The sequence below is a fragment of the Acinetobacter sp. BD54 genome, from assembly GCF_044778325.1.
In the GTDB taxonomy this organism is placed as follows: Bacteria; Pseudomonadota; Gammaproteobacteria; order Pseudomonadales; family Moraxellaceae; genus Acinetobacter; species Acinetobacter baumannii.
This window is the reverse complement of record NZ_JANJEP010000011.1, coordinates 1-25,373: the sequence shown is the minus strand read 5'-3', so window position 1 is coordinate 25,373 and position 25,373 is coordinate 1. Positions and strand designations below refer to the sequence as shown.

Here is a 25,373-nt window from a genome sequence, read left to right as displayed (position 1 = left end):
CCCTACTCGCTTATATTGAAAACTACATCATTTGTGTATTTTGCTTAGGTCGATTTAAAATATAGTAAGACAGTGTAAACTGAACATCTTGAATATAAACACATTCTTCTAATGCCTTTTTGACCGCTATTTCTAATGTATCAGTTGTTACATCTTCGTTCACTTCAGCAGAATCCAATAATTCTCTCAAAGCATATAAAGCTTTAATTTTAAATAGTGAATCATTCTTATACTCATTTAATTCAGGCAAATTGGACTTTTCAATAACATCATTTAACCGAGAAAAAACTTCTTTGTATTTCTTCATGAGTTCAACGATACTACCTAAATTCTCTAAAATTAATTCAGGAATCATAGCTAAACGACTAAGTTCGTTATTTGTTAGAGATAAGAATATACAACTTTTATCAACCGAAACTTGACCAACAATAAGCTTATTGTTGACTCCCTTTAGAACTACAAAGTCATGAGCTCTAATTCTTTCAAAATCAGCCTTACTCATTGATTTTTTCATCATAAATTCCAAATCTTTAGCTTATCTGCTAATTCTACAATATAGCCTATAGAAGATAATATAGGAGCAAAAAAAAATTAGAGAAAATTTGTAATTAATCTAAATATTAATATGTTATGAGCTTGAATTCAGGTAGAAGAATCATTTTCTTAAGAGAAGAAACATCTTTCTGGTCTTCGATGAGGTAATTAAGTGTTTGTAATATTGTTATAAGGTAAAAATTATACTCTTCCCCCTCATAACTAAATTCGATCTTTAATCTTATTCCGGACGTATTTGTAGAATCTAATACTTTACTCATAAATGTATTAGTCATTGATAACAGATCTACAAATTTAAATTTTAACAACTCATCTATAAGGTTATTGATAAATAATGTGTTCATCACCTCAGAATTAAAAAAGAGACTAATATGTTTTTTCACACTTTTCTGCTTTTTTACATCCTGAAATATATTATCATTTAAAGGGGTTAAAATTTTAACGAAATTGTCTTTCAAAATGGAAGTATAAACATAGTTTATTTTATCATTTTTCTTATCAATTACTGATTTAATTTCAAGAAGCTGTTTATATTCATTTGATGACAAACCCGAACTTTGATTTAAATTTAGATAATTTAAAAAAGTTTTTTCATCACTGATTACCATTTAAGATCTATCTCATCTCTGTAATTAATTAATCGTGATGGTAATTCTAATTCATCACTTTTTAAATCTAGAACAATATTTTTGTGTATTGAGTTAAAAAATAGCTGATCTGGAATATAGTTTTTATATCTGCCAGTAACTATCGACATTGAGAATAAGAATATATCCTTCAGCTCAAAGTTGTTAAATATTTTTTTCGGTAATAAAGATAAACCCATCGATGAAAGAACTAAATCAAATAGACTATATTCGAAGTTACTTTGGAGTGAGAAGAAATTTTCGAATGAATAATTATAATTTACAGCCACCTGATAATTTTTATCTGTTCGAAAGAGAAAAATCTCACCATTTTCCATTTCTGAAGCTAAATTTATTGAGACAATCTTTTCTTCTAAATCAATTAGACAATTTAAATTAAACCACTTATTTTCATCAATATGTATGTAGCTTGAAATATCTAAGATCTTTTCATCAGCATAAAAATCATAGCCATAAAATTCATCATTAACTACATTGGGAAATGATTCTATCAAGCATTTAGCTGTATAGAATGCATCAATGCCGGATAAGACTTTGAGATCTTTTACTAATTTAGAGTATTGATCCAAACCAAATTGTACAGTCTGGATAGTTTGTGATGCATTCATGGTACAACTCTCGCAAAAGCTATAATTCATCGTATTTTAAAAATTTTAAACTGTCAATTTTTAAAAATAAATGAGTCTGGAAAATGTATATACATTAGCTCAAGTTGTGACGCATAATTTTCAATTAAGTTCTTCATCCAAAAGAAGAAAAAAGGAGAAATAAGGCTAAATGAAATGGTTGAAAGTAAACTTGTAGGTTCTACCTTATAAGGTTGAAAAATTGACCCTGTAGTATTCTTACTATACATAAAAAGGGCTTCTAAATCCTCCAGCTTTTCTCTATGGAAATAATAAATAAACTCAGACTCACACAAGTGACAAATTAACGGATAGATATACTCAGCAGCAGTCTGGTGATCTAGACTCGTGTTCATATACTTAAAATCCAAATCGTTTTTTTTGCAAAATGAATATAAGCATATTTTTAATTGTACAAAGGTATTGTTAAGTTTCATCAATTAGCTCCAAATGACAGTGTAGTAGACAATTTTTGATTAACTTCATTTTCCTCTTTGATATCTTTATCCAGATTAAAAGCATAACTACGGCAAGCTTCAATCACTGATTTAAAAGCTTTTAAAATTTCAGTTCGGTCATTACCAGATGGAGTGATACCAGCTCGTTGCCCTACTGTTTGTGGATCCTCCATGCAAGTTACTAAGTAATCTACTTGTACGCTTTTTTCAGCAAGTAAATCTGTTACCAGCGCTTCTCCACATCGTGCGAACCTTTCTGCAACTAATGAAAAATATTGCTTCTTGTCTTTATCCAGTAATTTTGACTGGCTTGCAAAATTGTTATTATTAAAGACAAGGTCTAAATCAAGTTTATTTGCTATCCCCTTCCCTGTCTGAAATGATTTTTCCATATAAGACTGGTAGTGATCTAGCGCAACCCCTTTTAGAATGCTTATTTTATTTCCACCTATAGAATTCACTTGATCTATAAACAAAGGTAATGTTTGTCTTTGTACTAAATAGAATACTGATTCATGCAGTAACTTTTCCATTTCTTTAATAATCTTATGTGATCTTAGATGTTTCAATATTTCCTTCTCTGATTTCGCAAGATCATCATTGACTTGTGAACCACGAACCAATGAATTGAATTCACGGGTAATTGGATTCGCAATTGTATATTTTCCAACTGGCGCATTGTTATTTTGCAATTCTTTAAAGATTGTTTTCACCGCACTATACATTTGGTCTCTTTTTATATGCAGATCATTATCTACCAAGTAATTCTTAATATTCTTTGTTAATTCGTGATTTTTTAATTTTTTTACATTGTCAACATGGTTTGTTGTCACTCCATCTAACAATGATGCTATTCTACTAAGACCTTGCTTTTCCAAAGACTTTGAAATTGCATCTTTTAATACATTTACTTTTATTAAATTGCTATCAACTAGCTCATGTATACGATTTACTATTAACTCTTTTCCATTTTCACTAAAAATTTCATCTCTATGCATCTTTCCATTCAGTTTTAATTGAAGCTCATAAACACTTTTCAATAATGGATTGTTATCTATAACTGTTTTACATGTTTTATAGTCAACGTCTGACATTAAATGTGTTAAAAAATAGTTGTTTTCTACAGATTCAAAATTTCCACTTTTATAAATCAATTTCTCTACATCTTTTCTTACTAGTTGTGCCATATATGCATCAAGCCCGTGGAACCACTCATGTGCTAAACAACCTGCTCCATTTTGTTTGGTTAGGTTAAAAATTTTGCTAGCATATTCATAGTGAGCTGATGCTGCATTTCGTCCAGCTTGCCCCCGCGCACCGAAAGCGATAGCTAAAGTTCCATTTAAAGAAATATTCTTTGAATCAAATCCGAGAGCGTCTCTTAGCTCACTTAGACCATCAAATGTGATATTCAATAAATGCTGTCTTTCTTGTTGTGTCACCCAGTTTCCAAACTGTATTGCTCGAAAACCAAATACATTACTAAATTGTTCTGGATTTACATTTTCACCATGCCGAAAATTTTTTGATGTCTCATGTGCAAGACCAGATACAATTGATGGATAGCGTAAATCAAGTCGATTAGGCTCTTGGTCTTTTAATATCTTTCTAACTAAGCCATCAAATTTATCAGTTGAACTCAAGTCAGTGATAACTTGAGTATGTTGGTTTTCATCTTTGATATAGATATCAGGAATTGAATACTTTGAATCGAATTTAAAACGATATAAAGAAAGTAGATAATTAAGTTTAGAATCATCTTTTTCGAAATCTAAAGGTGTTTTAATGCTTTTATCGCTTTCTAAAATCTTTTCAACATTTTTAAATAAAGCATCTGAAAATGGCTTATTTCCTGTAACAATCATGTTTAGGAATAATTCCTGACCCAAGCTATCTTCTAAACGCTCAAATTGGCGCGAAAGATATGTGTAATCTAACTTACCATTAGCTGCGTCTATAAATTGTTTTATTGCGCTACCATCATATATGTGACCGCCGGACTCAACATAGTCTTGAAATTGATCATATGAGACTTCTTTAGTTTCTGGATAGACTTCATTAAACATCATTTTGCAATACTGTGTTTTGACAGTATCCAAATTATTCATAATTTGAAATAAAGGACTTCCTCTAAGAGTCGTACCTTTTACAACCTTATATATCCTATCTGCTAATAAACGGTCCTCATCTAATTCATCAAATAAGAATTGCTGAGGATCCTGAGCATAACCTCTTAAGACGTTTCTATAGTTAACCATTTGATTGACAAAATTAGCTATAGGCATTCTTTCATTTTTGTCTAATTCTATAGCCGTATGGACCATTTCTTTAAAATGGTTAACTGAATACATATAGCTTTTTAACTTATCAATGCATTCTTCAGAGTCTTTTCTCTCATCTTTGGAGAAAGAGATTTTAGAAGGAATCATGTTGTAGACTGATTGAGCTAAGAAAAAGATCACATTGTTGTCTTCAATCTGGCTCATGGTTTCATTTTTGAATGACCATAAATTTCGTTTTTGGAATTTATCTATGAGAACATCTAAAGATAGGTCTTTTGAATTATTCAATTCTTCGAAAAGTGCATTTTTAGATTTCTGATAAAAATGTTTTCTAGCTCCGAAAACATATTCTCCATAGTCCTCAATTCTTTCATTAAGGGACTTATTTTCCTTTTCAGGTTCTAGTACAGTATCTTCAATTGAAGAGTCATAGATGTTATCAAGCTTTGGTAATAAATTTTCATTAATCACACCAAATTTATCGAGCTTTATAATTTGGTTTTTCAACAACTGAATACGGTGATTTGTTAAATCATCATCATTTGAAAATTCTTCTTTACTTAGTAAGCAATTGTTATACGTTTCGTAAAACACTTTTATATCATTTACAATTTCATTAGATTTTTCCAAGAGTTCATCATTTATCAAAAGGTTATTTATTTTTTCTAGTAATTTTGATCTTGTTAAAAAGGATTCAAAACTATTGATCGATTGACGCCATATATCTGGATGCAACTCTAATATTTCTGGTACTTCACGGATATCATTTAGAACTATATGTACTTCATCTTCCAATGATAATAATGGCAGCATAAAGTTTAATTGTACTTCTGTAAAAGCCTCTTCTGGCAAGCCTTTTCTTATCAGTATTTCCTTATTAGTAGTTAGTACACCCAATGCTCTTGAATCATATTTATAAGTTTCTAACATATTTACTGGTAAAGGGCTTTCAAAAGCTAAATTTATGTATCTATCATCTTGCTTTGTAGATAGATCTAGGTAGTTTTCACTAATTTTATTTTTCCAATGTATACCTGCTTCATTGTAATAATTTTCATCTAGTTTCCAAACTGAACCTTGTTGAGCTAGTTTTGCAGTCAAATCTATCCATGCTTGCTTATCTACATGAAATTTCGCTCTAGCATCATTCTCCGGCATATCTTGTAAATGTTTATTTGTGATTGGCAATATTGAAGCCAATTGTTTTGGATTGATTGAATTATCAGCTTTTACAAATTTTGCATTCCCGTCATCTGAATTGACACGGTTAAATCCTACCGCTTGTAGTTTTTCACTAAAATCATTTAAATGAATGAACCGTGATAAAGTATTTAAATCATTGACAGTCAGTACGGCAACTTTATCTCTAAAGCTTGTTGCTTTTCGAAACCCTAGATGCAGTCCGAATTCTGATAAATTCAACCATTTCATATCATCACCACTTTTAGATTAGTTTTCATTTATGAAAACTTACCCAATAAAAAAGTTTTCATTTATGAAAACTTCTAGCAAGAATAGTTCAAACTAAAAGTTTTCATTTATGAAAACTATGTATTATTTAGCTTTAGCAGAACCAGCTATATTAGATTTATTAAGCGAGTTTGCCTTTTTATTTTCTAATGCAACTAAAGAAGCTAAATTTGCTTCAATACGTTCGTTTTGAGCATGTTTATTTCCCATGATTGCAAGCTCTAATGCACCTTCTTTAAGAATCTCTACAAGTACCCCACGCTCAGGTGCAGCAACTAATGTTCTATTCCAATTCTTATATTCTTCACCATGACCAAGATAACGGTCTACTTGTTCCCGATATTGTTGTCGCAATGGTTTAACAGGTTGACCAAACTCACCACCATTAGGGTTTTCAGTAAATTCAGATTTGATTGCCATTAAACTATTAATAGCTGGTGAAATAACTGCATCATTTTCAACTTTCTGTCTCATGTATTCTTTACCACGAGGCGTTTTGGCTGCATTTGCAGATAAGGGTGCATCCGGCAAACCAACCATATTGTTAATGAAGCTAGTTTTTGCAATAGCATACTTATCATTCGCTGATGAATACTCAAATAAAGTAGAGGCTTGCAAATTTGCACCAGACATTTCACCTACGCTCATACATAAGCCGGCTGATACTTGTTCTGATGTACAAAAATAATCGTGATGAAGCTTAAGTGTTTGTTCTTGAGCAACTACAGGATTTGCATATTTTCCCGTTCCCGCTGAAATTTCCTTAAAAATTAAATCTGGTCTATTTTCTTTATCCCTTTCTTGAGTTTCAGTAATTGTTCTACGTTCATTTAGAACCTTACATGGGTTATAGCCTTGTCCAGCAGCTCCAAAATCAATAGCTGTTTCTTTTAAACGCTCTGATTGTTTAACAGCGCCAATAGCATTAGCAGTCGCCTTTGCAATTTCTTGGTCCGCATGAGCAATTGAGGAAGCATTCATTGCTTCTTGTGTTGTCTTCAAAGCAATTGCATTTAAAAGTAATTGGCGTTCTGTAGTTAAAGCTGCACTAACACTTTGATCCAAAGTATTAAGTCCAGTCGTGAATGTCGCATTTAATTGCTGAAAACCGCTTATAAAATCTCTGAGTATCAATGGATTTGAAAAAGGAGGACAGTAAGCAGCAATTACTGAAGTACTAAAAACTGATAATAGTAAAAACGTCGTTTTCTTTTTCATAATTAGCTCCGGCCAGCCATTGTGCGATAAGAATCACGCATTTTCGACTTTGATTCTTCAGCACTAATTAAGAGAAGTGAGGCTAAATTACCTTCTAGACGTAAACCACGTTCATAGTCCTCATTAAGTAACCAAATAGCCGCACCACGCTGTCTTGCCAACTCAACTAGCAATCCACGAGCTGACTGGTTCATCATTGTTGCCTGAAACTTTTTGGCTTCGTCAGTACCGTAATAACGGCCAATAGTCTCATCAATCATCTGATTAGGTGATCGCAGTTCACCAGCTTCATTCTTGATTGTTTGTAAGTTTGCTGCGTCAATAGCAGCCAATGAATAAGCAGGGAAGGCTTGTAAAGCTGTTTTACGGTTTAAAGCAAATAAATATTGTTGACCTCTAGGTGTCATACCATTAACAGCATTTAAAGCGACATCTGGTGAACCTAAGATATTTCCTCTTAATGTACGTCTCGCTTCAGCCTCTAATGAATTAGGCTTAGCAGGTTGGAAAAGTAAAGCCGCATTAGTATCTCCACCAGCCAGCTTACTTACCGTACATAATCCTAGACTTGCCTCAGCTTGGGTACAAAATAACTCACGGTGCTTTTGAACCGTTTCTTTTTGAACTTGGTTTAAATCATGTACTACACGACCAGTACCAGTACTAGTTTCATTCACCATTTTGGCAGCAGTTTGTCTCGAAACTTCTTTACCTTTACTCAGTGTTGCGTTACTAACTAGTACTTTACATGTATTGTAACCTTGTCCAGTAGATCCATAGTTCAATACCGTATCAATCACTTTATCTTGCATTTCAATTGCTTGATAAGCCGTTGCTAGAGCTTGTCCAGCTCGTTTACGTGCATCAATTACTTGTGTTGTTCCAGCACTTGATTGAGCAATAGAAACACTAAGTGCACTCTGCAATTGACGAGTATTTTCTTGAATTGCATTCAACAAATTTGCTTGAGTAGAAGCGAATTCTGAAACCATCTTACTATTAAGTGTTTGAACGTTTTGATGGAAGGTAGGTGCAACACTTCCATACAATACATCTGCCGCAGCCCATGCCTTAAAACTAAGACCCAAGAAGGGGAGGGCAGCAACCACACATAAATATTTATATTTCATTTAGTTAGCTCCAGATGAATTAGCATTCAATGAATAAGAAAGTCGATCACTAACTTGATTACTCAATACAAACGCTGCAAGACTATTACCTGAAGTCTTGTTTAAAAAATCGATTTGTTTAGTCATACACTGAGTGTTTGAACAGATATCTTGAGCAGAAAAACGCGAATCAGTAATATTCGCTATATAATCTGTAGCCGCATTAAAAGTGTCATCTTGAAGCTTAGATTTTGAGAAAACTAATGCATAATTTGAGTCAGCCGCTTGTAAACCATTTGGTAGAAGTGTGCATGTACCCATTGCTGCTTCGGCAATAGAACAGTAATTTTCATGACGAAGTATTTTGTCCTTTTCAGACTCAACTGAATTAGACATCATAACTTTCATATAATTACTAACCATATTGGCCGCATTAATAGATGACTGAAGAATCTTTATTTTTTCCGCTTGCTGTTCAGCAAAAACAGTACAAGTAGTGGTTTGCGTACTACCGAGTCTTCCAGCATCGTCAACAATAAAGCGTAATACACGATCAGACATATTTATCGCACCAATTGCAGTAGCTAGTGCTTTAGAAGAGATCATTGCGGATTCTGCCTGTTGCTGGGCGCTCAGACCTTCTTGCTTAGTCAAAACACCTATGGCAGATGTTAAATCTCTCGTATTTTGGTTGTACGTTGTATGAGCAATCTGAGCATAACTAGAACCAATTAAACTCATTGTTATCGCAGTACTCAAGGCAACTTTAACAAGCTTACTCATTGCCACCTCAACTACCGCCAAAAAGCGCATCAAAAATTGAAGAACGAGAAGCTTCTTGTGGTTGAGCCTTCTGTTGTGTTTGATTAGAAGTGTTTGCGCTCAAATTTGGTATAGATTGCGTAGATGTATTATTAGACCATGTAGTACCCGAAGTTCCAGTAGGATTCGTTGAACCAGTACTACCGGTATTCGTTCCGATTGTGCCAATTTGATTAATAGCACCATTAACTTGATCTTGAACTTTAGCAACATCAGTATTAAAAGTAGTCTGATTAGAATCAAAAATGTTAACAGTTTCGCCTTGAGGTGCTTGTGTTTGATATATATTTGCTAAATCTGGATCTAACTTACCCAAACCACCAGTTATAGCCCCTTGTACAGCTCCATTCAAATCAATGGTTCCATTCTTATTAATAATATCAATAGCATTATTGAGTGGCTCCAACGCTTTGTTGGTTGCTTCATTAACCATAGTACATACTTTACGTTGAGCATATTGACGTAAAGCAGCAATAGCAGCAGCTCGCATACCACCCCAATCGGGAATTGCTACACTCAAGTCAATAATCTTCGTGATATCTGAAAAACAGCTTCCAGAAGAAGAACCCTTAGATCCGTTGAACAATGCATCGATGTCAACTGGTGCCGTATTTAAAATCTGACGATTTTTAATTACTTCTTGTTGAGTCCAAGCAATTGAACCTTGTTGTGAAGCATCACCACAACCCACGCTAGAAGCTTCAATTGCAGATTGGGCAGCAGTAGCATTACTACTAGCAGCAAATGGAGAAGCTGATAAGGTCGGAATAGTAGAAGTTGTTGTATTCGTATAACTATTCGTAATGTTTGTAGAGGTAATAGAAGTTTGGTTCAATGAGGATTGAATAGTTGATAAACCATCTCCGACACTTGCAGTGGTCGACAATGCAATTGCTGAGGACACACCAAGAACAATACCCGTTGTAAAACCTAATTTTGGTTTAAACGAATGTTTCTTTTCTACAGAGTTTAATTTCTGCGGATTTTTATTTAAAGCTGATGTACGTTTATGCATAACCCACCACCACCTGATCAAGATGAAACTGAAATGTTTGGAAAGACTTTATTTTGACTGGCATACAGCATTGTTTCTTTTAGCTCGCTGATATTTGCTTCGTTATATACAGAAACAGTTTGCCAAGCCCGTATAAAATAAAAAATTCTTGAGTGAAAGACTGAACTTTTACGATCTAGTAAAAACTGGAAGAAATCTGTGATATTCAAATTAACAACAAGTGGTAACTCATCAATATTTGCTGTAATCACATTACGTAAAAAATAAATGAAATAACTGAAAGGATTTGCGGAAAAAAAATCAAAAATTATTGAGTAGCCGTTTGAATTAATTCTTTCATTTCTAAAATTATGAATAAGCTCTGACAATGTTTTTAAAACACTATCTGAGATAGAAGTGATAGAACTGATCTGATCGTTTGGAGAAAACTCAAGTAAGTATACAAACGTCACAACGGATTGCGGTAAGTCTTTAAGACTTTCCGTTATAAGATCTTTAGACACATATGTATCATTTAAGGCATATGTGCATATAAAACGTAAGAAAGTATCCAAATCTTGTTTGGCACTTCTTTCAACTAAACTTTCCATTTTATTATCCCAAATCCCCGCAGGGGTATTTGCATTATCAGTAGGCTTAATTTTAGAGTGTTTTTCGACTATATTCAATTAAAGTCGAAAATTGCCCTCAAGCTATAATTTATAGATTCAAGCGGCGTCTGTTCACCCCTGAGTGAGCAACCTTCTACATATTCCCTATACTGTCCATTAATGATTTTTACTTTTAATATAAGGCTATATTGATTCTCCTTCTCATAAAGCTTTGTTTCTCCATAATTTATATAGACAATATAAACTTCATCTTTCTCAATTTCAGAAATGTCTGCTTCACAGTAATAATCACTTTTAACCTTATCAAGAAAAAAAGGAGAAAAGGAATTTTTTTTAAATTTAACATATATCTGTTTTTCAAAAATTGGTTTTAGCCAGTTCATTTCTGCTGCCCCAGCAAAACAACCATCTTCATATATGTTAGGGTAGGGGAGAGTGCTCATGTTCATAAAAACCTCTATATCAATACATTGTTAAGGTGACGGTGAGCTAGAAGGCTGTTCTGTAGGGCCATCTACAGATAAACCCACTTTAGATTTAACAAAGTCCACAACAACTTGTAGAGCCTTCTTGAGACTTTCTGCATACTTCTTCATTTCATCCGCAAGACTAATACGTACACCGTCATCATTAATATAATTAGGTAGGGTAGAGGATAATTCAGCTTGGTTTTCAACAACCTCACTTAGCTTATTTTCAAATTTTGTCTTGTCATCAGGTGAAAGCTCTGATTTTTGAATAACTTCAAACATTGAATCTGAGCGCGACAAAAAGTCTTGATGTGAATTATTCAATTTACTCAATAAAGCTTTGCCTTTCTCAGTACTACCAACATTAACAATAAGATCTTGAAACTCTTTGCGATATGGTGAATTAGGATCTGTATTCATTTCATTAATCAATGTTTTCAAATCCTTATTTTCTTTTTGTCCACGTTCAATTAGGGTTCCACGAAAATCCTCAAATTTGTCAAATTTCCAGAACTCATTTATTGAGTCTGAATAATTTTTATGTGAATTTACCAAATCATTATATTTTGAGCTTGCTAAATGACTTGAAAGCATATGTTGAACATTTTGTGTATTCATATGAGCACCAGAATTTTCTGAAGCTGGTGCTTGTATATTTTGTGATGTTTGTAGAAGTTGTTCAGCTTGTAATAACGATAATGCATTATCCGGAGTCGCCTTTTTAAGATTCGCAAAACTAGGAAAAAGCGAATAATTTTTAACAGTAGAAGGCTGTGCCGAATTTTCGTTAAAATCTGGCATTGATGGAGGAATCAAAGGAGTGGAAGTAACTGGATTTATTTGGCTTGGACTTTGAAAAGTTGAAGCATTGGTATTACCCAATAACTGCGACAAAGCTGCTCTTAATTGCTCATGCTTTTCTATATCATTAGGATCTATTTGTTCAAAGTTGAACTCTTTACCATTGATTATGAGTTGTTCTGGCACCCCCACATCGTTAACATCAATTTTTTCTTTTTCTTCCTTTACTTCAGATTTTTGGATCATTTCTTCGTTATTGATAGGTAATGAAGAACCAAAATTTTGATCCTCTGCATAAGAGTACTGCTCTATATCTTCCATAAATCCTTCGGGCTCTTTTAAACTATCAAAGGGAAGGTTAGAAATAGGGGCGTTATTATCAAAAGTTTCCATAGTCTCTTCTACAGCATGCTGGAATGGTAAATCAAAATTGCCTTCTTCTAAATCCATGTCTCTTTCAATTCTAGTTTCAAGTGCCTTAAATTCATTGAACACGTTTTCTGCGCTCAATTCATAAAGAGTATCGTATACATAAGCATATTTTGGATCATCATTATTTCCTTCTAAAAATAATTTAATCTCATTTGCTTCTGCTTCTATTTCTTCATCACTATTTAGGGCAGATAAATTACTCTTGGTTGCATATAAAACAGCATAGCCTTGATGTTCATATTGCTCAGATATAGTTAATTCGTTTAACAAAATGTCTAAGTCTGCTTTGTGTTCTTTGTAAAACTCTTTATTCAAAATCGTTATATCTTCATCAGAACCCAAGCTTCGAGATAGTTCATAATTTGCAAAAAATTGGTCACCTTCACGCTTAATTATAGATTGAGCTAAAGCTGGATACGAAAAATACTGAAAGTTTTCAAGATCATTACTATTTTCGGAATCATTGCTTTTTTCTATTTTTAATTGATAATTTCTCCAATCGTTTTCCTGAACACCAAATAGTCCATCTTTTTGTGCATGACTATTAAGGTCTGCAAGATCTTCTACTAACGCTTCTGTTCCATCTTCATATAATCGATATAATTCAATTTTTTCATATAGCTCTTTGGCTCTTGCTTCGCTAACTGGTAGCATCACTTGGCTTTGATAACCGTAAGCTTCCAAATCACTCGATTTTAAAGTGGTGTCTGGTGGTGTTATGGGACCTACTTTAGATAGTAGCTCATCAAAGACGATTTCATCTTTCCAGTCTATTTCGTTTAAAGCTTGTGGAGCTGCTTTCATTTCTTCTTTATTGTCCATGATATTTTCCTCTCTAATACATGAGATTCTGAGTAAGTTTATTCGACGTATTCGGTTTAAGTTGATCTAAGACGTCTGGATCAAGATTATTAATTTTCACAGTAGAAAATTCAGTGGAAAGGTTGGTTAGCAGTTTAGTTACTTTTTCAATAGGGACCTGAACTGTCTGGCTAGAACGAGTTCCTTGTGAAAGATCTCCCTTAAGGACTAAATTCAAACTATCTGATCTATTTCCTGAGCCAGCTTGTACAAATATTGAATCCATCTCAGCAACTTGTTTTATATGTTTTCTGCTACCAGTAATAACAAAGTTATATGTTTCTTCATTTAGAGGTTTTAGATTGAGTTCAATAGTTGGGTTCCCATTTGAATTTGAACGAACAATATAGAAATCCGGAAGAGTAGGTTTTTCATTCATCTCTATAGCATCATGTACACGTTCAAAATAAGTAATCGCCTCTTGTATTGTTGAAAGACCTTTAACTTTGTCTAAAACTTCTTCCAACTCACAGTCGTCATATAGCATGACTGCTCGTTGTCTATTTCCACTAGCATCGGTGTAATTAATCATTTGAGAAGATAATTTAGCTACTGAGGCAGCATTAAGGGCATTGATAATATTGCCAGTTAAAAGGGTTGCAGTTCGCTCAATAGCGGTTGGTTCGTACTTATCGAAAGAAAGCAAAAGGGGACTATTAGTTTTTAAGTACTCTATTTCATTTAAAGTTTTCATAAATGAAAACTCTTCTTCCTTTTTATTTCCATCAATAAATAAATGAGTACCAACATTCCGTAATAGAGTAGGAGTTAAAGCAGCATCTTCTATTAAATATTTGAGCTTACTACTGTGTACAAAATCTGAACTTGGATAAACGTAACGAATTTCATAATTACTCGCTAAAAGACTAGAAGCGCCTAATTTCGGGAACATAACTCGTATCAAAGCATTTTCATTTGTTTCACGATGGTAATGCTGATCCCAAAGTGATTCCTTCATGCTTATTGCGAAATTTATATTAAAGCTCTGATGTTCTTCTAAGATCTGAAGCTTTTCTACAAATTCCACCACAGTTAAAGCTTTATTTAACCCTTGATAAATATGAAGAAAATTATTATTTTCAGCAGATATTTTCAAGAATTCTTTGATTTCATCAAGATTGGGTTTATTCAGAATAAAGTTTTCAATCTCGGTAAATTCATATTTATCAATTTTAGATTTGAAAAAAGATTGCGAAGCTGAGTATTTAATTGACTCTCTTAATTCTCTTTCGAGAATCTGTTTTTGAGCATCATTGTAGAACTTAATTAAACTAGATAAAGATAGCTCCTGATCCTTTCCTTCCATAGTAGAAGCAAAATTATCATCAAAATTACATAAATGCTTGAACAATTGCTGGCGTGTAAGCTGTCTCGACTTATCAATTAAAGAGATAACATCATCGCCATGAAAAGGTTTTGTTTCAGATTTATAGCTAACTTTTTGGAAATAAGCCGGTTCGAAAAATGCACTATCAGAAACATGCGACATAATGCCCAAGCCACTTTGTAACTCTTGTTTAGAGATAGTTTGAGCTTTCCAATCACATACTTGAACTACGAATGGATTAATTCCCATTTCATTAAGTTTCTGAATCTTTTCGTTATAAGCAAAAGTTAAATCATCGATAATCTTCTCTTGCTGGTAAATGGAAACAAAATTAAGACGGTTAAAGATTTTCTTAACCATACCTTCAGCGCCATTTTTATCATTTTCTTTAGGTAAATTTATGACAAGCATTTGAGCTACAGAACGATTCTGGACTAGATATTCCAGAGCAACATCATCACCATAACTATTAAGTAAATCGACGTCAGTTACCTGCTTATTAACATTTTCACGGTTACTTGTGACATTCGCTGATAATTCGGCAAGTTTAGCATTATGCATCATTAGAAATTTGCGTTGAATTGGAAGCCCCGTATCAAATTGGGAAATAATCGGCGCACTAACTTGGCCTTTTCTATCAACACGTCCAATCATTTGTAGGAATTCATCAATTGCTTGAGGTGACTGGCCTGTAAGGAACTCACGTTGCCTCAAATGATCTGATTGGCTAGGACTACCATCATTAACGGGAATAGCATGTAATGAAAGGCCAGTACTACCAGCTCTCGTAATAATCATTGCATCAAGAATGCCAGACTGAAATTCATTACAAGCTTTCGTCTTTGCTGTCGGATTATTTTCTTGACGTACTTCAACTTTAAAAACCGAACCTTGATTAGAATCAATTTTTTTGAGCTGATACTCTCTACCAGAAATCTCACCGACTTTATACCCACGAGACTCCAGCTCAGCTTTTATCAGATCTAAAGGACATAAAGGAATGTCTGGTAATTTCCGAATATTATCCAAGATGTCTTGTTTGAAATCAGAATAGATTTCGTCATCAATGGTTTCACTTCGTACTTGGCCATATCGGTCACGAACTTGAATAATATCTAACTTATGAACCATATTCTCAAGTAAGTCAGCTATCGTCGGAGGTTTTGCAAGAATAGTATCTTCTTGTTTGAACTGAGCTAGATCCTGTTCTAATTTTTTTAGTTTTACAATAATTGGCTCTTGATCAAATTCATTTTGATTCATTTTCCCTGAGTTTAGGTCACTCAGTGCTCGATCATAATCTGAAGAATCCTTGAGTTCATTAATCTGGTCCAGCAACTCAAATGCTTTTGAATCTTTTAGAAGCAACATTTTAAGCAACGATTCACCGGTATTTTCCAAACCAATAACCGGCTTCCGATTTTCTTTGAGAGACTCAAGTGCTTGATCAATAATCAAAGGGGTAGTAACTGAGAGAAGGATTTGACGGCTTATATTGTGCATTCTTGAAGCAAAGTTCATCGAATTCACTTGCATACGATTCTCTTGCCAACTTCCCTCCTTCATGTGCTCAAGATTATGTTTAATCTCACTATTCATTTTGGCAACTTTCTCTTCTACATCACCAGAAAGGTATGCCATTTTTGAAAGTACCTGAGCTAATTGATCGGATAACTCACGTGAAGCAGTTTGATACTGAGTCGATGCGTGATATGTCCGGAATTCAAGTTTAGAAAAATCATGTTCACGTCTTAAGAAAACACCGTCTTTGACCAAAGCCATAGAGATAGCTTCTAGTAATTCATTAGATGGTTTATTTTCGATTAAGCTTTTCAATTGCCCTTTAAAAGATGCAGGGAAAATATCAGAATAGAAAAGTAGATTGTTTGCTTTCTTTCTATCTGTTGCTGAAGAATGATAAGTAGGACCTGTACGCTCTTTAACGACTGAAAGGAACCGGCTAATATTCGATTCGCCACTTGCAGCCACATGCGATTCATCTAAAAATAATAGGGTATTCTTATCAATACTTGATAGAAAAAGATTTTCTTTCTTACCGCTTCTACCAGAAAATTGACTGTATGTACTAAAGATAATATCAAACTGATTACCAATTCTATCTAGATTATAGATATCACTGGTTTTCATAGGAGAATAAACAACCTTGTCTTTATGCGTAATGAATCCATCACTATTAAAGATAAAAGGATTAGAAATAAATTTATCTGTTCCTGTATCTACGATATCCCGCCATAAATCATTAAATAATTGTGCATTCCTTGTGAAAAATACTGGTCTAAACCCATTGATTAAAGAATAACGCAACATGCCAGCTAAAGAGCGACCTTTACCAATACCTGTTTGATCACCAAGAATATAAGAGCGGTCATTTTCAATGCTTAATATTGCGGAAGTAACAGCATCAACCTGTTCAGCACTGAAAGCTTTAGAAAGAGATGAAAGATCTGAATACTGTAGCTTGTAAAGTAGAAAGCCGTCGAAAGGATTGTTATTGGCTAAATCGATAGATTTTTGCAATTCATGATTTACTTCAGCTAAAAGCAGGATCTTCTTAATCTGATTATCTTGCGCTTGTTTAATAAGTATTGCTTGATCTGCTGGCAACATTGTTTCTGGCAAGCTTAGTTGTGAAACTGGCACATATGCAACTTGCAATGATTTAGATTCAAAAATAATTTCCTGAGCTTGAGATTCATCCTCTACTATTTCTAGATCAAGAATCTCATTGTTCTGATGTTCATCTCCAGTAGAAAGAGGTTTAACAGCCGTATCTTCTTCCTCATTACCAAAGAAGTCGTCATCATCAGGTTTATTCAAGTCCCCAACATTACCGGACTCATCCGGAACTATTTGATCATTTAAATATGAATCCAATGCACTTGTTAAGAAATCAGCATCGTCTACCACATCTAAATTCTGGTCTAAATTAGCTTCGGATATGACTGATTCACTTTGATTAATAGAAGGGGAGGGCTCATCGTAACTTAACTCAGGTTGTAATCTTTTCTGTAGGACATTTTCCGACCATCTCCATAAATCTTGAACATTATTTATGATGGGCAACTCATGAGGAACTTCATAAGTACGGTTATTTTCCAGAAGATCACCAATGACAAGAACACGAACATTGACGCGAGTCCCTTGTTTCTTATATAAACTCCCGTCGAGCTCTACGGCCGCTTCAACATTGTAATTATCATAGAGATAATTTAATAAATTTTTACTTCCACCCTTGACTACGCCAGCTTCATAAAAGCTGTCTGAACCAATAATAAAAACACTTCTTCCTTTGTCTTTTCTCAAAGAAAGTGTCTCTAATAAAATTTTATGATCTAACCTTTGAGTAGAAAAATTTAAACGTTCTAATGATCCCGCTTGATTCAAAGTAAGTGTAGTTTTATCGATTTTGCCAAAAGGTGGATTTGCGATAGTAAAATCAAATAATTCATTATTGTTTAATTGCTTCAATTTAATCTTTGAATAATCTCCCTCAATTACTCTTAGATTTGAATGTTCAATGTTTGCATCGAGAAAGAGCTGGGTATTTTTCACCCGATTCGAATCAATTTCAACACCAACGATTTTAAGTTGCGGTTTTTTTATGAAATGAGCAACTAAGGATCCATTACCAATAGTAGGTTCAAGTAGAGTTTTTCCAGTATCTAGAGTTTCAGGATTGAATAATAATTTCTGACATATTGCTGAAATTGTTATAGGAGTTGAAAATTGTTGCAGTTGCAGCTCAGAAATACCAATGATCGGTTTAACTGGTTGTTTGTTATGGATTTCAATAATTTTTTCAAAAGAATTGAAATTATGTACGTTAAATTGATTACTTAAACTATTAAAACAACATTCAAGCTGTTCATAGAAAAATTGCTTAATTGTAGGCTTTATTTCATTCAAATAAGATCTATCATGGTTGTCGTTTAATATTTTTTTTAAAAACAACTCAACATCTGAATCATGAATGTTTGTTGTTCCTTCAACTATGCTACTAGCAAAGCTTTTTGCACAATGTGCCATATTAGCTCGCTTAAACTTTGGCTGATTGCCAACTTTAAGTATTTTCCAATAATCTTCTTGAGGTAATCGTGCTTCAAATTGCGCGGGATCAATTGAGATTGTTCCATTCTTAGCAATTTCAGTTAAAGGCTGATCCAAATAAAATCGTGAATATTGTGTAGCATAAACATATTGTTTATTCAGGTTTTGACCAATTAATGTCGCATGTCTAATGGCATAGTCAACTCTTTGTTGGGCAAGAGAACGAACAGAGTTATTGAACTCAGCATTAAGCTGAGTCAATGTAATGGATTGAAAGGGAATATTGTTGTTATCAACACCAATAAAATTAGAAAAGTCCTTAATTGAAATGCTTGACCAGTAAACATCAAGAACACTTGATTTATTCACTTTTTCAACATGAACATTAAAGGATCTTAATTTATCGATATCTAGTTGATTATTGAGATCAACTATTTCAATACCGATTTGGTTGTTTTCTTTACGTCGTGATGGTCTAGTTAAATATCCAAAAGATTCTAAATTAACCCAAATAAAACCTTTTTTATCTAAAACGCTCATATCATCTAATCCTTTTAAATATTATTAAAATTTATTGAGTTATTAGATTGATTTTGCATTTCTTCCCGAATTCTATTGATATTTGCTCTTTCTTTATCCACAACTGGAGCAGCACTATTAGGTAATGGATGCTTTTGGAATTCTTCTTTTAGATAAATGGTTCGCTTTAAATTTTCCTCATTAATATTTAAATCTTGAATTTTCTTTGATACTGCCATTGGATCAGTAGTAGAACTAAATGTGACAAAAGGAGCTAAAGTGTCTGAATGTCTATCAATGCCAACTAAAGAATGTATATAACCTTTTTGATAAACTGGTTGTTCATTGTGCATATCAGTAACAGTATAGATTTTTAATGGACTGCTATTTCTATTTGCTTTTGCTTGATATGTCTTAAGTGTATCTCTACCAAAAAAGATATTTTGAGTTGAATAAGCATCAAGATAAATTTCACCCTTTTTCAACTTTCCAGAAATAAGACGTAGGTTATCTTGTAATTGTGGATTAGAAGTTTCTAATTTTTGAGAAAATTCAACACCAAGAAATCTATTTACCAATATTCGATTTAAATCATGATTAAACATCATACTATCGTCAGGTGTGAAATCCTGCGTGGTTAAAGGCTTCCTCATTAAATTATTGAGAGTAGTATTAATATCCGCTGGTATCCGGATAGATCGGTCAGGACCTACAGATACTTGTTGTAAAAAAGTTTGCAAAGAACCTTGATAGATTGGTTCATTAGTATCTTTATAACGCAGTATATAATTTAAAGATCCGGATCTTTCAGCGCTGAACTCATCTTGATGTACAAGAGATTTTAAAAATGCATCTTTTATATTTTCCTTTGAGGATCCTATATCTATTTTGAAATTCTCTTCTAAAATTTCGACACGTCCGAAAGGTCTTTGATTATTTACAAATTGGATATGAACGGGAGCTGTAATTAGTTGTGAACTAGGATTGCTTGTTACTGATTCTGCCCAATGGCTACGATATGACCGGTAATTATCTTCACTCTTTATTTCAAAAGATTGATCAAAACTAAGTACAACTACATTGCTGTTCAGTCGCGCTTTTAAAGATTGACGAGGATTGGCAGAGTTTTGATACTGATTTGTTACTTGAGAGGCAACTTGTTGTCTGTTCTTTGCTCTACCAGAGTCAACTAAGTCATCAATTCTTTCATCAATTGTTGTTAGTCTAACTTTCACTTTTTCATTGGTTAGGACGTTTGTTCCATAAGCATAATCATGGCCATCGTTGTTTTGTGCGATACCATCAAGATAAACGAAAAGCCTTTGAGGAGTAGCTGGAGCAGAATTAGGTTTATTTTGAATAATATTTCTATTCAAATTTCTTAGATTATCCAAGTCATTGTTTTTAATCATGTTAATACCTACTATATTGCTCTGTTGTATGAGCTGGTGTCAAAAAGAATAGTGGATAGCGAAATATGATTTTAAAACAAAAAAAGGAAAATGGAAATGATTTTAAAAAAAAGATATATCCGTATTTTAAAGATTAAAACATTCAAAAAACCTAAGAAAGTCCTTCCTATATATATAAATTTATATAAATATAAATTTAAATTTATATTTATATAGGGGGTAATTGTATTTCATTGATTTTATTAATTTTTATCTTGCAATGTGAGGTTTCATTTCCGATATGTGAGGTTTCATTTCAACTAATGTGAGGTTTCATTTATTTAATTTATTTTCAATAACTTAAGTCTTAAAATATTAAATTATAAAATTTTGTGTGAGGTTTCATTTCAACAAATGTGAGGTTTCATTTCCGATGTGTGAGGTTTCATTTCAATTTAGGCATCTACAATAAAGTATTGAAATATAATTATTAAAAAATATATGTGAGGTTTCATTTCCAATGTGTGAGGTTTCATTTCAAAGCCTGTGGATAAGTCTTATATATATGTGAGGTTTCATTTCCAATGTGCTCAATATCTGGAAAACATTTTTGGTTCGGCTTTTTTATTTCAATTAAGTTAAAAAAAACTATGTTTTTGTAAAACTATTCAAAGAGTTAACTTTGCATTTTTTGTAAACATAATAGTATTCGCTATGTGCCTATGCTAAAATTTGGTATGGATATATTTATATTCAAATTAATATGGCAAATTATTTTCAATTTAAAAGGAGTGAGGATATGACTAATTTAGCATCTATGCCCTATGCTCACTCATTATATTTGAATGAGCCGGCAGAATGGAAAAAACAGTCATCTGTTCAATTATCATTATTGGATGATGTACAAGAGCCTTCTGTAGTTGAACGTTCTTTACCTGCTTTACCATTAAAAAGATTTTCTAAATTGTTTTCATTTTTAGATTTCGATTTTGATACTAAGTCATATGAATATATGGTCGGATCAGATCGATTTACTATTGAAACTAAAATTGATAAAGCCGATCAAGCTTTTGTGTGTTTAATTAATGAAGTTTTAATGGCTTATAAGCAAAAAAATATTTTGCTTACTTCATTTGATAGCAAACTGACTCATACTATCAATGCAAGTGAAATTTCCAAAGTTGTTGGTATTTCATTAGATGAGTTTGAAAAAAGAATGAAAAGCTTAGCAAGCTGTTCTTTGAGTGCTCATCAACACCGCTTACTTCGTCATACAAAGACCGGCCGCGAATCTTTTAGATTTGTACATATGTTTTCAACCAAACTCGTTAGTGAATACGTTTCTTTTGATAAAGATGGGCAGATTTTCTACAGCTTTAATTATGCACCTTTCTTTGAAACGATGTTTAAAGAAAACCTACATAAGAAAAATCAATCACAACCTTATTTAGATCAAGTTGTGTAAATAAGAAGATCCCAAATATGGGATCTTTTTTTTATGTGAGGTTTTTTTACTTTTCTCACACATTGAGTGTTCTAAATGTGAGGTATTTCTATTTAACTCACACATTCTTTATGATATAACTTTGTCATTACTAACAAACGTCATTATTAGATCAAATGAACGTACAATCACAAGAATTGACTAGTTCTGACGCAGAGAGCTTGTCTCCTGCTGATCTGGGCTATAGTCAAGCTAATAGTCTTAGTCAAGGGCACCCAAATTTAGCCTCTTTTAAGTATGAGACAGAGTTTAAACTGCCAGTTTCATTAATTCATGTGACTCATGAATGTTCATTAGTTGAACATAAGATTTGGTTGTGTCTCTTGAATCATGCTTGTGAAATTCTTGAAAATTTTCAAGATAATGGTTCTCATCCTATTGTTAATTTTAAAATACCGTTTGATCTATTAAGATTCAAAACAAATAGTCAACACAGACTTAAGGAGATTAATAAATCACTAAGTAATTTAAGAGATGCTGAAATACAAATCGATATCTTCAATGCACAAGGATTAAAGTCATCTTCCTCACAATTCAGCTTTATTCAAGATTTTGCGATTTATAATAAAAATATGATGCTTAATCGAGAAGAGGTGGAAGCTGATAACAAACCAGACTACCAAAGTCTTGAAATTGTATATTCATTACCTCCTTTTTTTAGTTCAATTATTACTGATTCTATTTCGATTGAAAAAGTAAAACGTTTATTTAGTTGGACACAAATACAATCTTTAAGTACATCAACAGGAAGAAATGGAAAAATTGAATTATTAATTTATAAATTACTGGAAGGAACTGATGAGCCAATTACTTTGGCATACGAAACATTCAAACAGTATCTAGGCTATGGTGATGTAGAAGAAAATCGTTATTTCTTGCGTGATACTCTTAAACCAGCTTTAAAAAATTTTAATGCAAACGAATTGCTTGAATATGAAGTTGAAACAGACTTTATAAGAGGTAAGCGTCAAAAAATAGAGTCGATAAAACTATTCAAAAAATATAAGTTTGTTGATAATGAACAAGCTGCTCATGCATGGCAATCACTCTTAGATAGTCCACCTGAGAATACAACAAATTTACGAATCCGTATTAAGCAGTTAGTGCCGGAAAATTATGATATCGATAGTTTAACAGATGATTCTATATATACGATTCTATCGCGTCTTAAACAATGGATAAATGGATTGAAGAAAAAGGGCCAGACAATTAACTTTGTCGGGGCATGCCGTTCAGCATTTAAAGATAAGAGCTGGATTGATTCTAAAAATGGTAAAGGGCAATCATCATTAATTTTAGGCGAAGAAGTCGATGATGTTGTTGTGAAGGCTAGTAGAACAAACTACGAAAGTGCCGTGGGTAAAGGCGATATTCCCAAAACTTCACAAGAGTCTGATTACAATAATCCAGTGAATAAAATTGCTAAATCTGTTGCGACTTTGATTTCTACTTTAGCTATCAAAGGATCTAAAACAACGTTCTTTGAAAATATATCTAAAGAGAATTTTGACGAATTGACCAATAATAATTTGAAGTACTTTAATTATTTTTCCGAAAATATTGATTCATTCAAAAATGATTATGTTATTGACATGGTCAAGCGAATATTCTTTGTTGGAAATGAAAATGCATTAAATTCTTTACTGAATCAAAGTAATCAGAGTAAAGTACTCTATCCTTATTTATTTAGTGTAAATTTCGCGATGCAAAACTATACTCAGATTATTAGTGACCCTATCCGATCTGGAGCCTATAGTACAAACTTAGCAAATAACGAACTTGCGGTTAATATTGTAGTTGGAGATTTAATTAAATATTTTAAATCTCAATTATCAATTTAACATTCCATTAAAATATTTACTTTAAAACATATAGAGTATTAATGATGAAAGAATTTAATTTAGATGGTTATTCATCAATAGAACTAGAGAATTTGATCAAGGCTGCAAGTCTTGAAAAAGGAAAAAGGGAAATTGAAGAGAAAGTGGCAGCCTTTGGCCAATTAGAGGAAATTGCCAAAAGTGTTGGACTGACTTTAGACCAGCTCATTGAATTTGGGAAAACCCATAATAAAAAGAAAAAAACAAAGACTGTTGAGCCACGTTATAGAAGTAAGGCTGATCCGGAGAACACTTGGACAGGACGAGGACAGATGCCAAGATGGTTGAAAAGTGAAATGGAAGAAAGCAAGTTAAAGCTGAGTGAATTCCTGATTAAATAATGATGTATAAAAAAAGCCTAGTTCATATACTAGGCTTTTTTCTATCTAAAATAATGGATTCATATTAAAGATGATATTCATTATGATTTTTCATTAGTTGCTCAATGCATCGTTTTGGTTTGGAATTAAACTTTCGTTCCTCAGTTGATTGAACATACTCCAGTATTCATCCATAACTCTTATATTGTCACCAGCTTTACGACCTTTAAAATACTTACCACGTGGTAAGCGGCTGCCAAGCGGTAGCTTACGAATATAATCTTCGTATGCACCAATCTTAGGATGCAATTTTATATATCGTGCTAAATGCTCAATTTTCTGACTAGCTAAAATTGGTTCCGAATTAGACTTGCGAAATTCTCTAGCAAGTTGAATATAATGATTAGCGTTCATTGGCTTTGTTGCACAAAGATTTGAAATGCAAAGCGCCCCTAATTGAGCCAAATTTAAGGCGTAACTTGGGTAAGTGGTCGACCTAATTCCGTAAATCTGTTAAGGACTGCTACACGTGCATGGATCTCATTCACTTGGCTATCAAAACTCCTTGCACTGAGTTTATCCCCTAATAATTTAATGCAGTTCATCTTAGTTTCAACCAAACTTCGCCGATGATAGCCTGACCATTTTTTCCATAGTGTCCTGCCTAAACGCTTAACTGTTCGAAGTAATTCATTTCGCTCTAGCGAGCTACTCTTTGTATCTTTCCATGGTTTCGCATTTTTTCTAGGTGGAATCACCGCATGCGCTTGCCGATCTGCAATGACCTGACGGCATTGCTTGGTGTCATAAGCTCCATCGGTATAAACAGAGTCAATCCTCTCATCTTGTGGAATCTGATCAAGTAAATCACCAAGCACCTGTGAATCACTGACATTATTGGTTGTAAGCTGAACTGCTCGTATTTGTAGGGTTTTAGCATCTATACCAATATGAAGTTTACGCCATTGGCGACGATATTCAGGTCCA

The 25,373-nt window shown here is 33.2% G+C and carries 18 protein-coding genes; 3 read left to right on the top strand and 15 right to left on the bottom strand.

Translation table 11 applies throughout. The features are described 5' to 3' along the window. Positions 1–22 precede the first annotated feature (22 nt). The 13 genes from NQ782_RS16075 to NQ782_RS16015 form a co-directional block, all read right to left on the bottom strand. Positions 23–514: a hypothetical protein gene (locus NQ782_RS16075; RefSeq protein ID WP_000749453.1), complete on the bottom strand. Its 492-nt coding sequence runs from the start codon at positions 512–514 to the stop codon at positions 23–25. 106 nt (positions 515–620) lie between these two features. Continuing rightward, the gene (locus NQ782_RS16070; protein WP_000236940.1) at positions 621–1,163 is read right to left on the bottom strand and encodes a hypothetical protein; all 543 of its coding nucleotides are present in this window, start codon (positions 1,161–1,163) and stop codon (positions 621–623) included. Beyond that, complete coding sequence (locus NQ782_RS16065; protein WP_000994247.1) at positions 1,157–1,810, bottom strand: hypothetical protein; 654 nt, start codon at positions 1,808–1,810, stop codon at positions 1,157–1,159. Before NQ782_RS16065 ends, NQ782_RS16070 begins: the two co-directional genes overlap by 7 nt. Positions 1,811–2,264: 454 nt before the next feature. Beyond that, positions 2,265–5,999 carry an LPD1 domain-containing protein gene (locus NQ782_RS16060; RefSeq protein WP_000871696.1) on the bottom strand — a complete coding sequence of 1,245 codons (3,735 nt, stop codon included), beginning with the start codon at positions 5,997–5,999 and terminating at the stop codon, positions 2,265–2,267. Between the two features lie 123 nt (positions 6,000–6,122). Beyond that, entirely contained in the window at positions 6,123–7,256 is a 1,134-nt protein-coding gene (locus tag NQ782_RS16055) for a hypothetical protein (RefSeq protein WP_000730797.1), read from the bottom strand. A 2-nt stretch (positions 7,257–7,258) separates the two neighbouring features. Further along, complete coding sequence (locus NQ782_RS16050) at positions 7,259–8,386, bottom strand: hypothetical protein (RefSeq protein ID WP_000875973.1); 1,128 nt, start codon at positions 8,384–8,386, stop codon at positions 7,259–7,261. Next, on the bottom strand, positions 8,387–9,178 hold the full coding sequence (locus NQ782_RS16045) for a hypothetical protein (RefSeq protein WP_001211405.1): 792 nt from the start codon (positions 9,176–9,178) through the stop codon (positions 8,387–8,389). It abuts the gene before it with no gap. Then, positions 9,156–10,202 carry a hypothetical protein gene (locus NQ782_RS16040; protein ID WP_267581268.1) on the bottom strand — a complete coding sequence of 349 codons (1,047 nt, stop codon included), beginning with the start codon at positions 10,200–10,202 and terminating at the stop codon, positions 9,156–9,158. Before NQ782_RS16040 ends, NQ782_RS16045 begins: the two co-directional genes overlap by 23 nt. A gap of 17 nt (positions 10,203–10,219) precedes the next feature. After that, complete coding sequence (locus NQ782_RS16035) at positions 10,220–10,792, bottom strand: hypothetical protein (RefSeq protein WP_000445287.1); 573 nt, start codon at positions 10,790–10,792, stop codon at positions 10,220–10,222. Positions 10,793–10,866: 74 nt separating this feature from the next. Then, the gene (locus tag NQ782_RS16030; protein WP_046882706.1) at positions 10,867–11,256 is read right to left on the bottom strand and encodes a hypothetical protein; all 390 of its coding nucleotides are present in this window, start codon (positions 11,254–11,256) and stop codon (positions 10,867–10,869) included. A gap of 30 nt (positions 11,257–11,286) precedes the next feature. After that, entirely contained in the window at positions 11,287–13,338 is a 2,052-nt protein-coding gene (locus NQ782_RS16025) for a hypothetical protein (RefSeq protein WP_002025326.1), read from the bottom strand. Between the two features lie 13 nt (positions 13,339–13,351). Then, complete coding sequence (locus NQ782_RS16020; protein WP_049594896.1) at positions 13,352–19,312, bottom strand: strawberry notch C-terminal domain-containing protein; 5,961 nt, start codon at positions 19,310–19,312, stop codon at positions 13,352–13,354. Between the two features lie 14 nt (positions 19,313–19,326). Next, entirely contained in the window at positions 19,327–20,703 is a 1,377-nt protein-coding gene (locus NQ782_RS16015) for a hypothetical protein (protein WP_000594605.1), read from the bottom strand. A 778-nt stretch (positions 20,704–21,481) separates the two neighbouring features. On the opposite strand from NQ782_RS16015, the gene NQ782_RS16010 reads away from it, so the two are divergent. The 3 genes from NQ782_RS16010 to NQ782_RS16000 all read left to right on the top strand — a co-directional run bounded on the left by NQ782_RS16010 (position 21,482) and on the right by NQ782_RS16000 (position 24,407). Then, positions 21,482–22,147: a hypothetical protein gene (locus NQ782_RS16010; RefSeq protein ID WP_000182800.1), complete on the top strand. Its 666-nt coding sequence runs from the start codon at positions 21,482–21,484 to the stop codon at positions 22,145–22,147. 155 nt (positions 22,148–22,302) lie between these two features. Beyond that, positions 22,303–24,027: a hypothetical protein gene (locus NQ782_RS16005; RefSeq protein ID WP_001102765.1), complete on the top strand. Its 1,725-nt coding sequence runs from the start codon at positions 22,303–22,305 to the stop codon at positions 24,025–24,027. Positions 24,028–24,068: 41 nt separating this feature from the next. Next, entirely contained in the window at positions 24,069–24,407 is a 339-nt protein-coding gene (locus tag NQ782_RS16000; RefSeq protein ID WP_000975113.1) for an H-NS family nucleoid-associated regulatory protein, read from the top strand. Positions 24,408–24,500: 93 nt separating this feature from the next. Here NQ782_RS16000 and NQ782_RS15995 read toward each other — a convergent pair whose 3' ends face one another. Both NQ782_RS15995 and NQ782_RS15990 read right to left on the bottom strand, forming a co-directional pair. Then, on the bottom strand, positions 24,501–24,800 hold the full coding sequence (locus tag NQ782_RS15995; RefSeq protein WP_000993275.1) for a hypothetical protein: 300 nt from the start codon (positions 24,798–24,800) through the stop codon (positions 24,501–24,503). A 53-nt stretch (positions 24,801–24,853) separates the two neighbouring features. Further along, on the bottom strand, positions 24,854–25,373 hold a 520-nt coding region (locus tag NQ782_RS15990; RefSeq protein ID WP_404215477.1), incomplete at its 5' end, for an IS5 family transposase.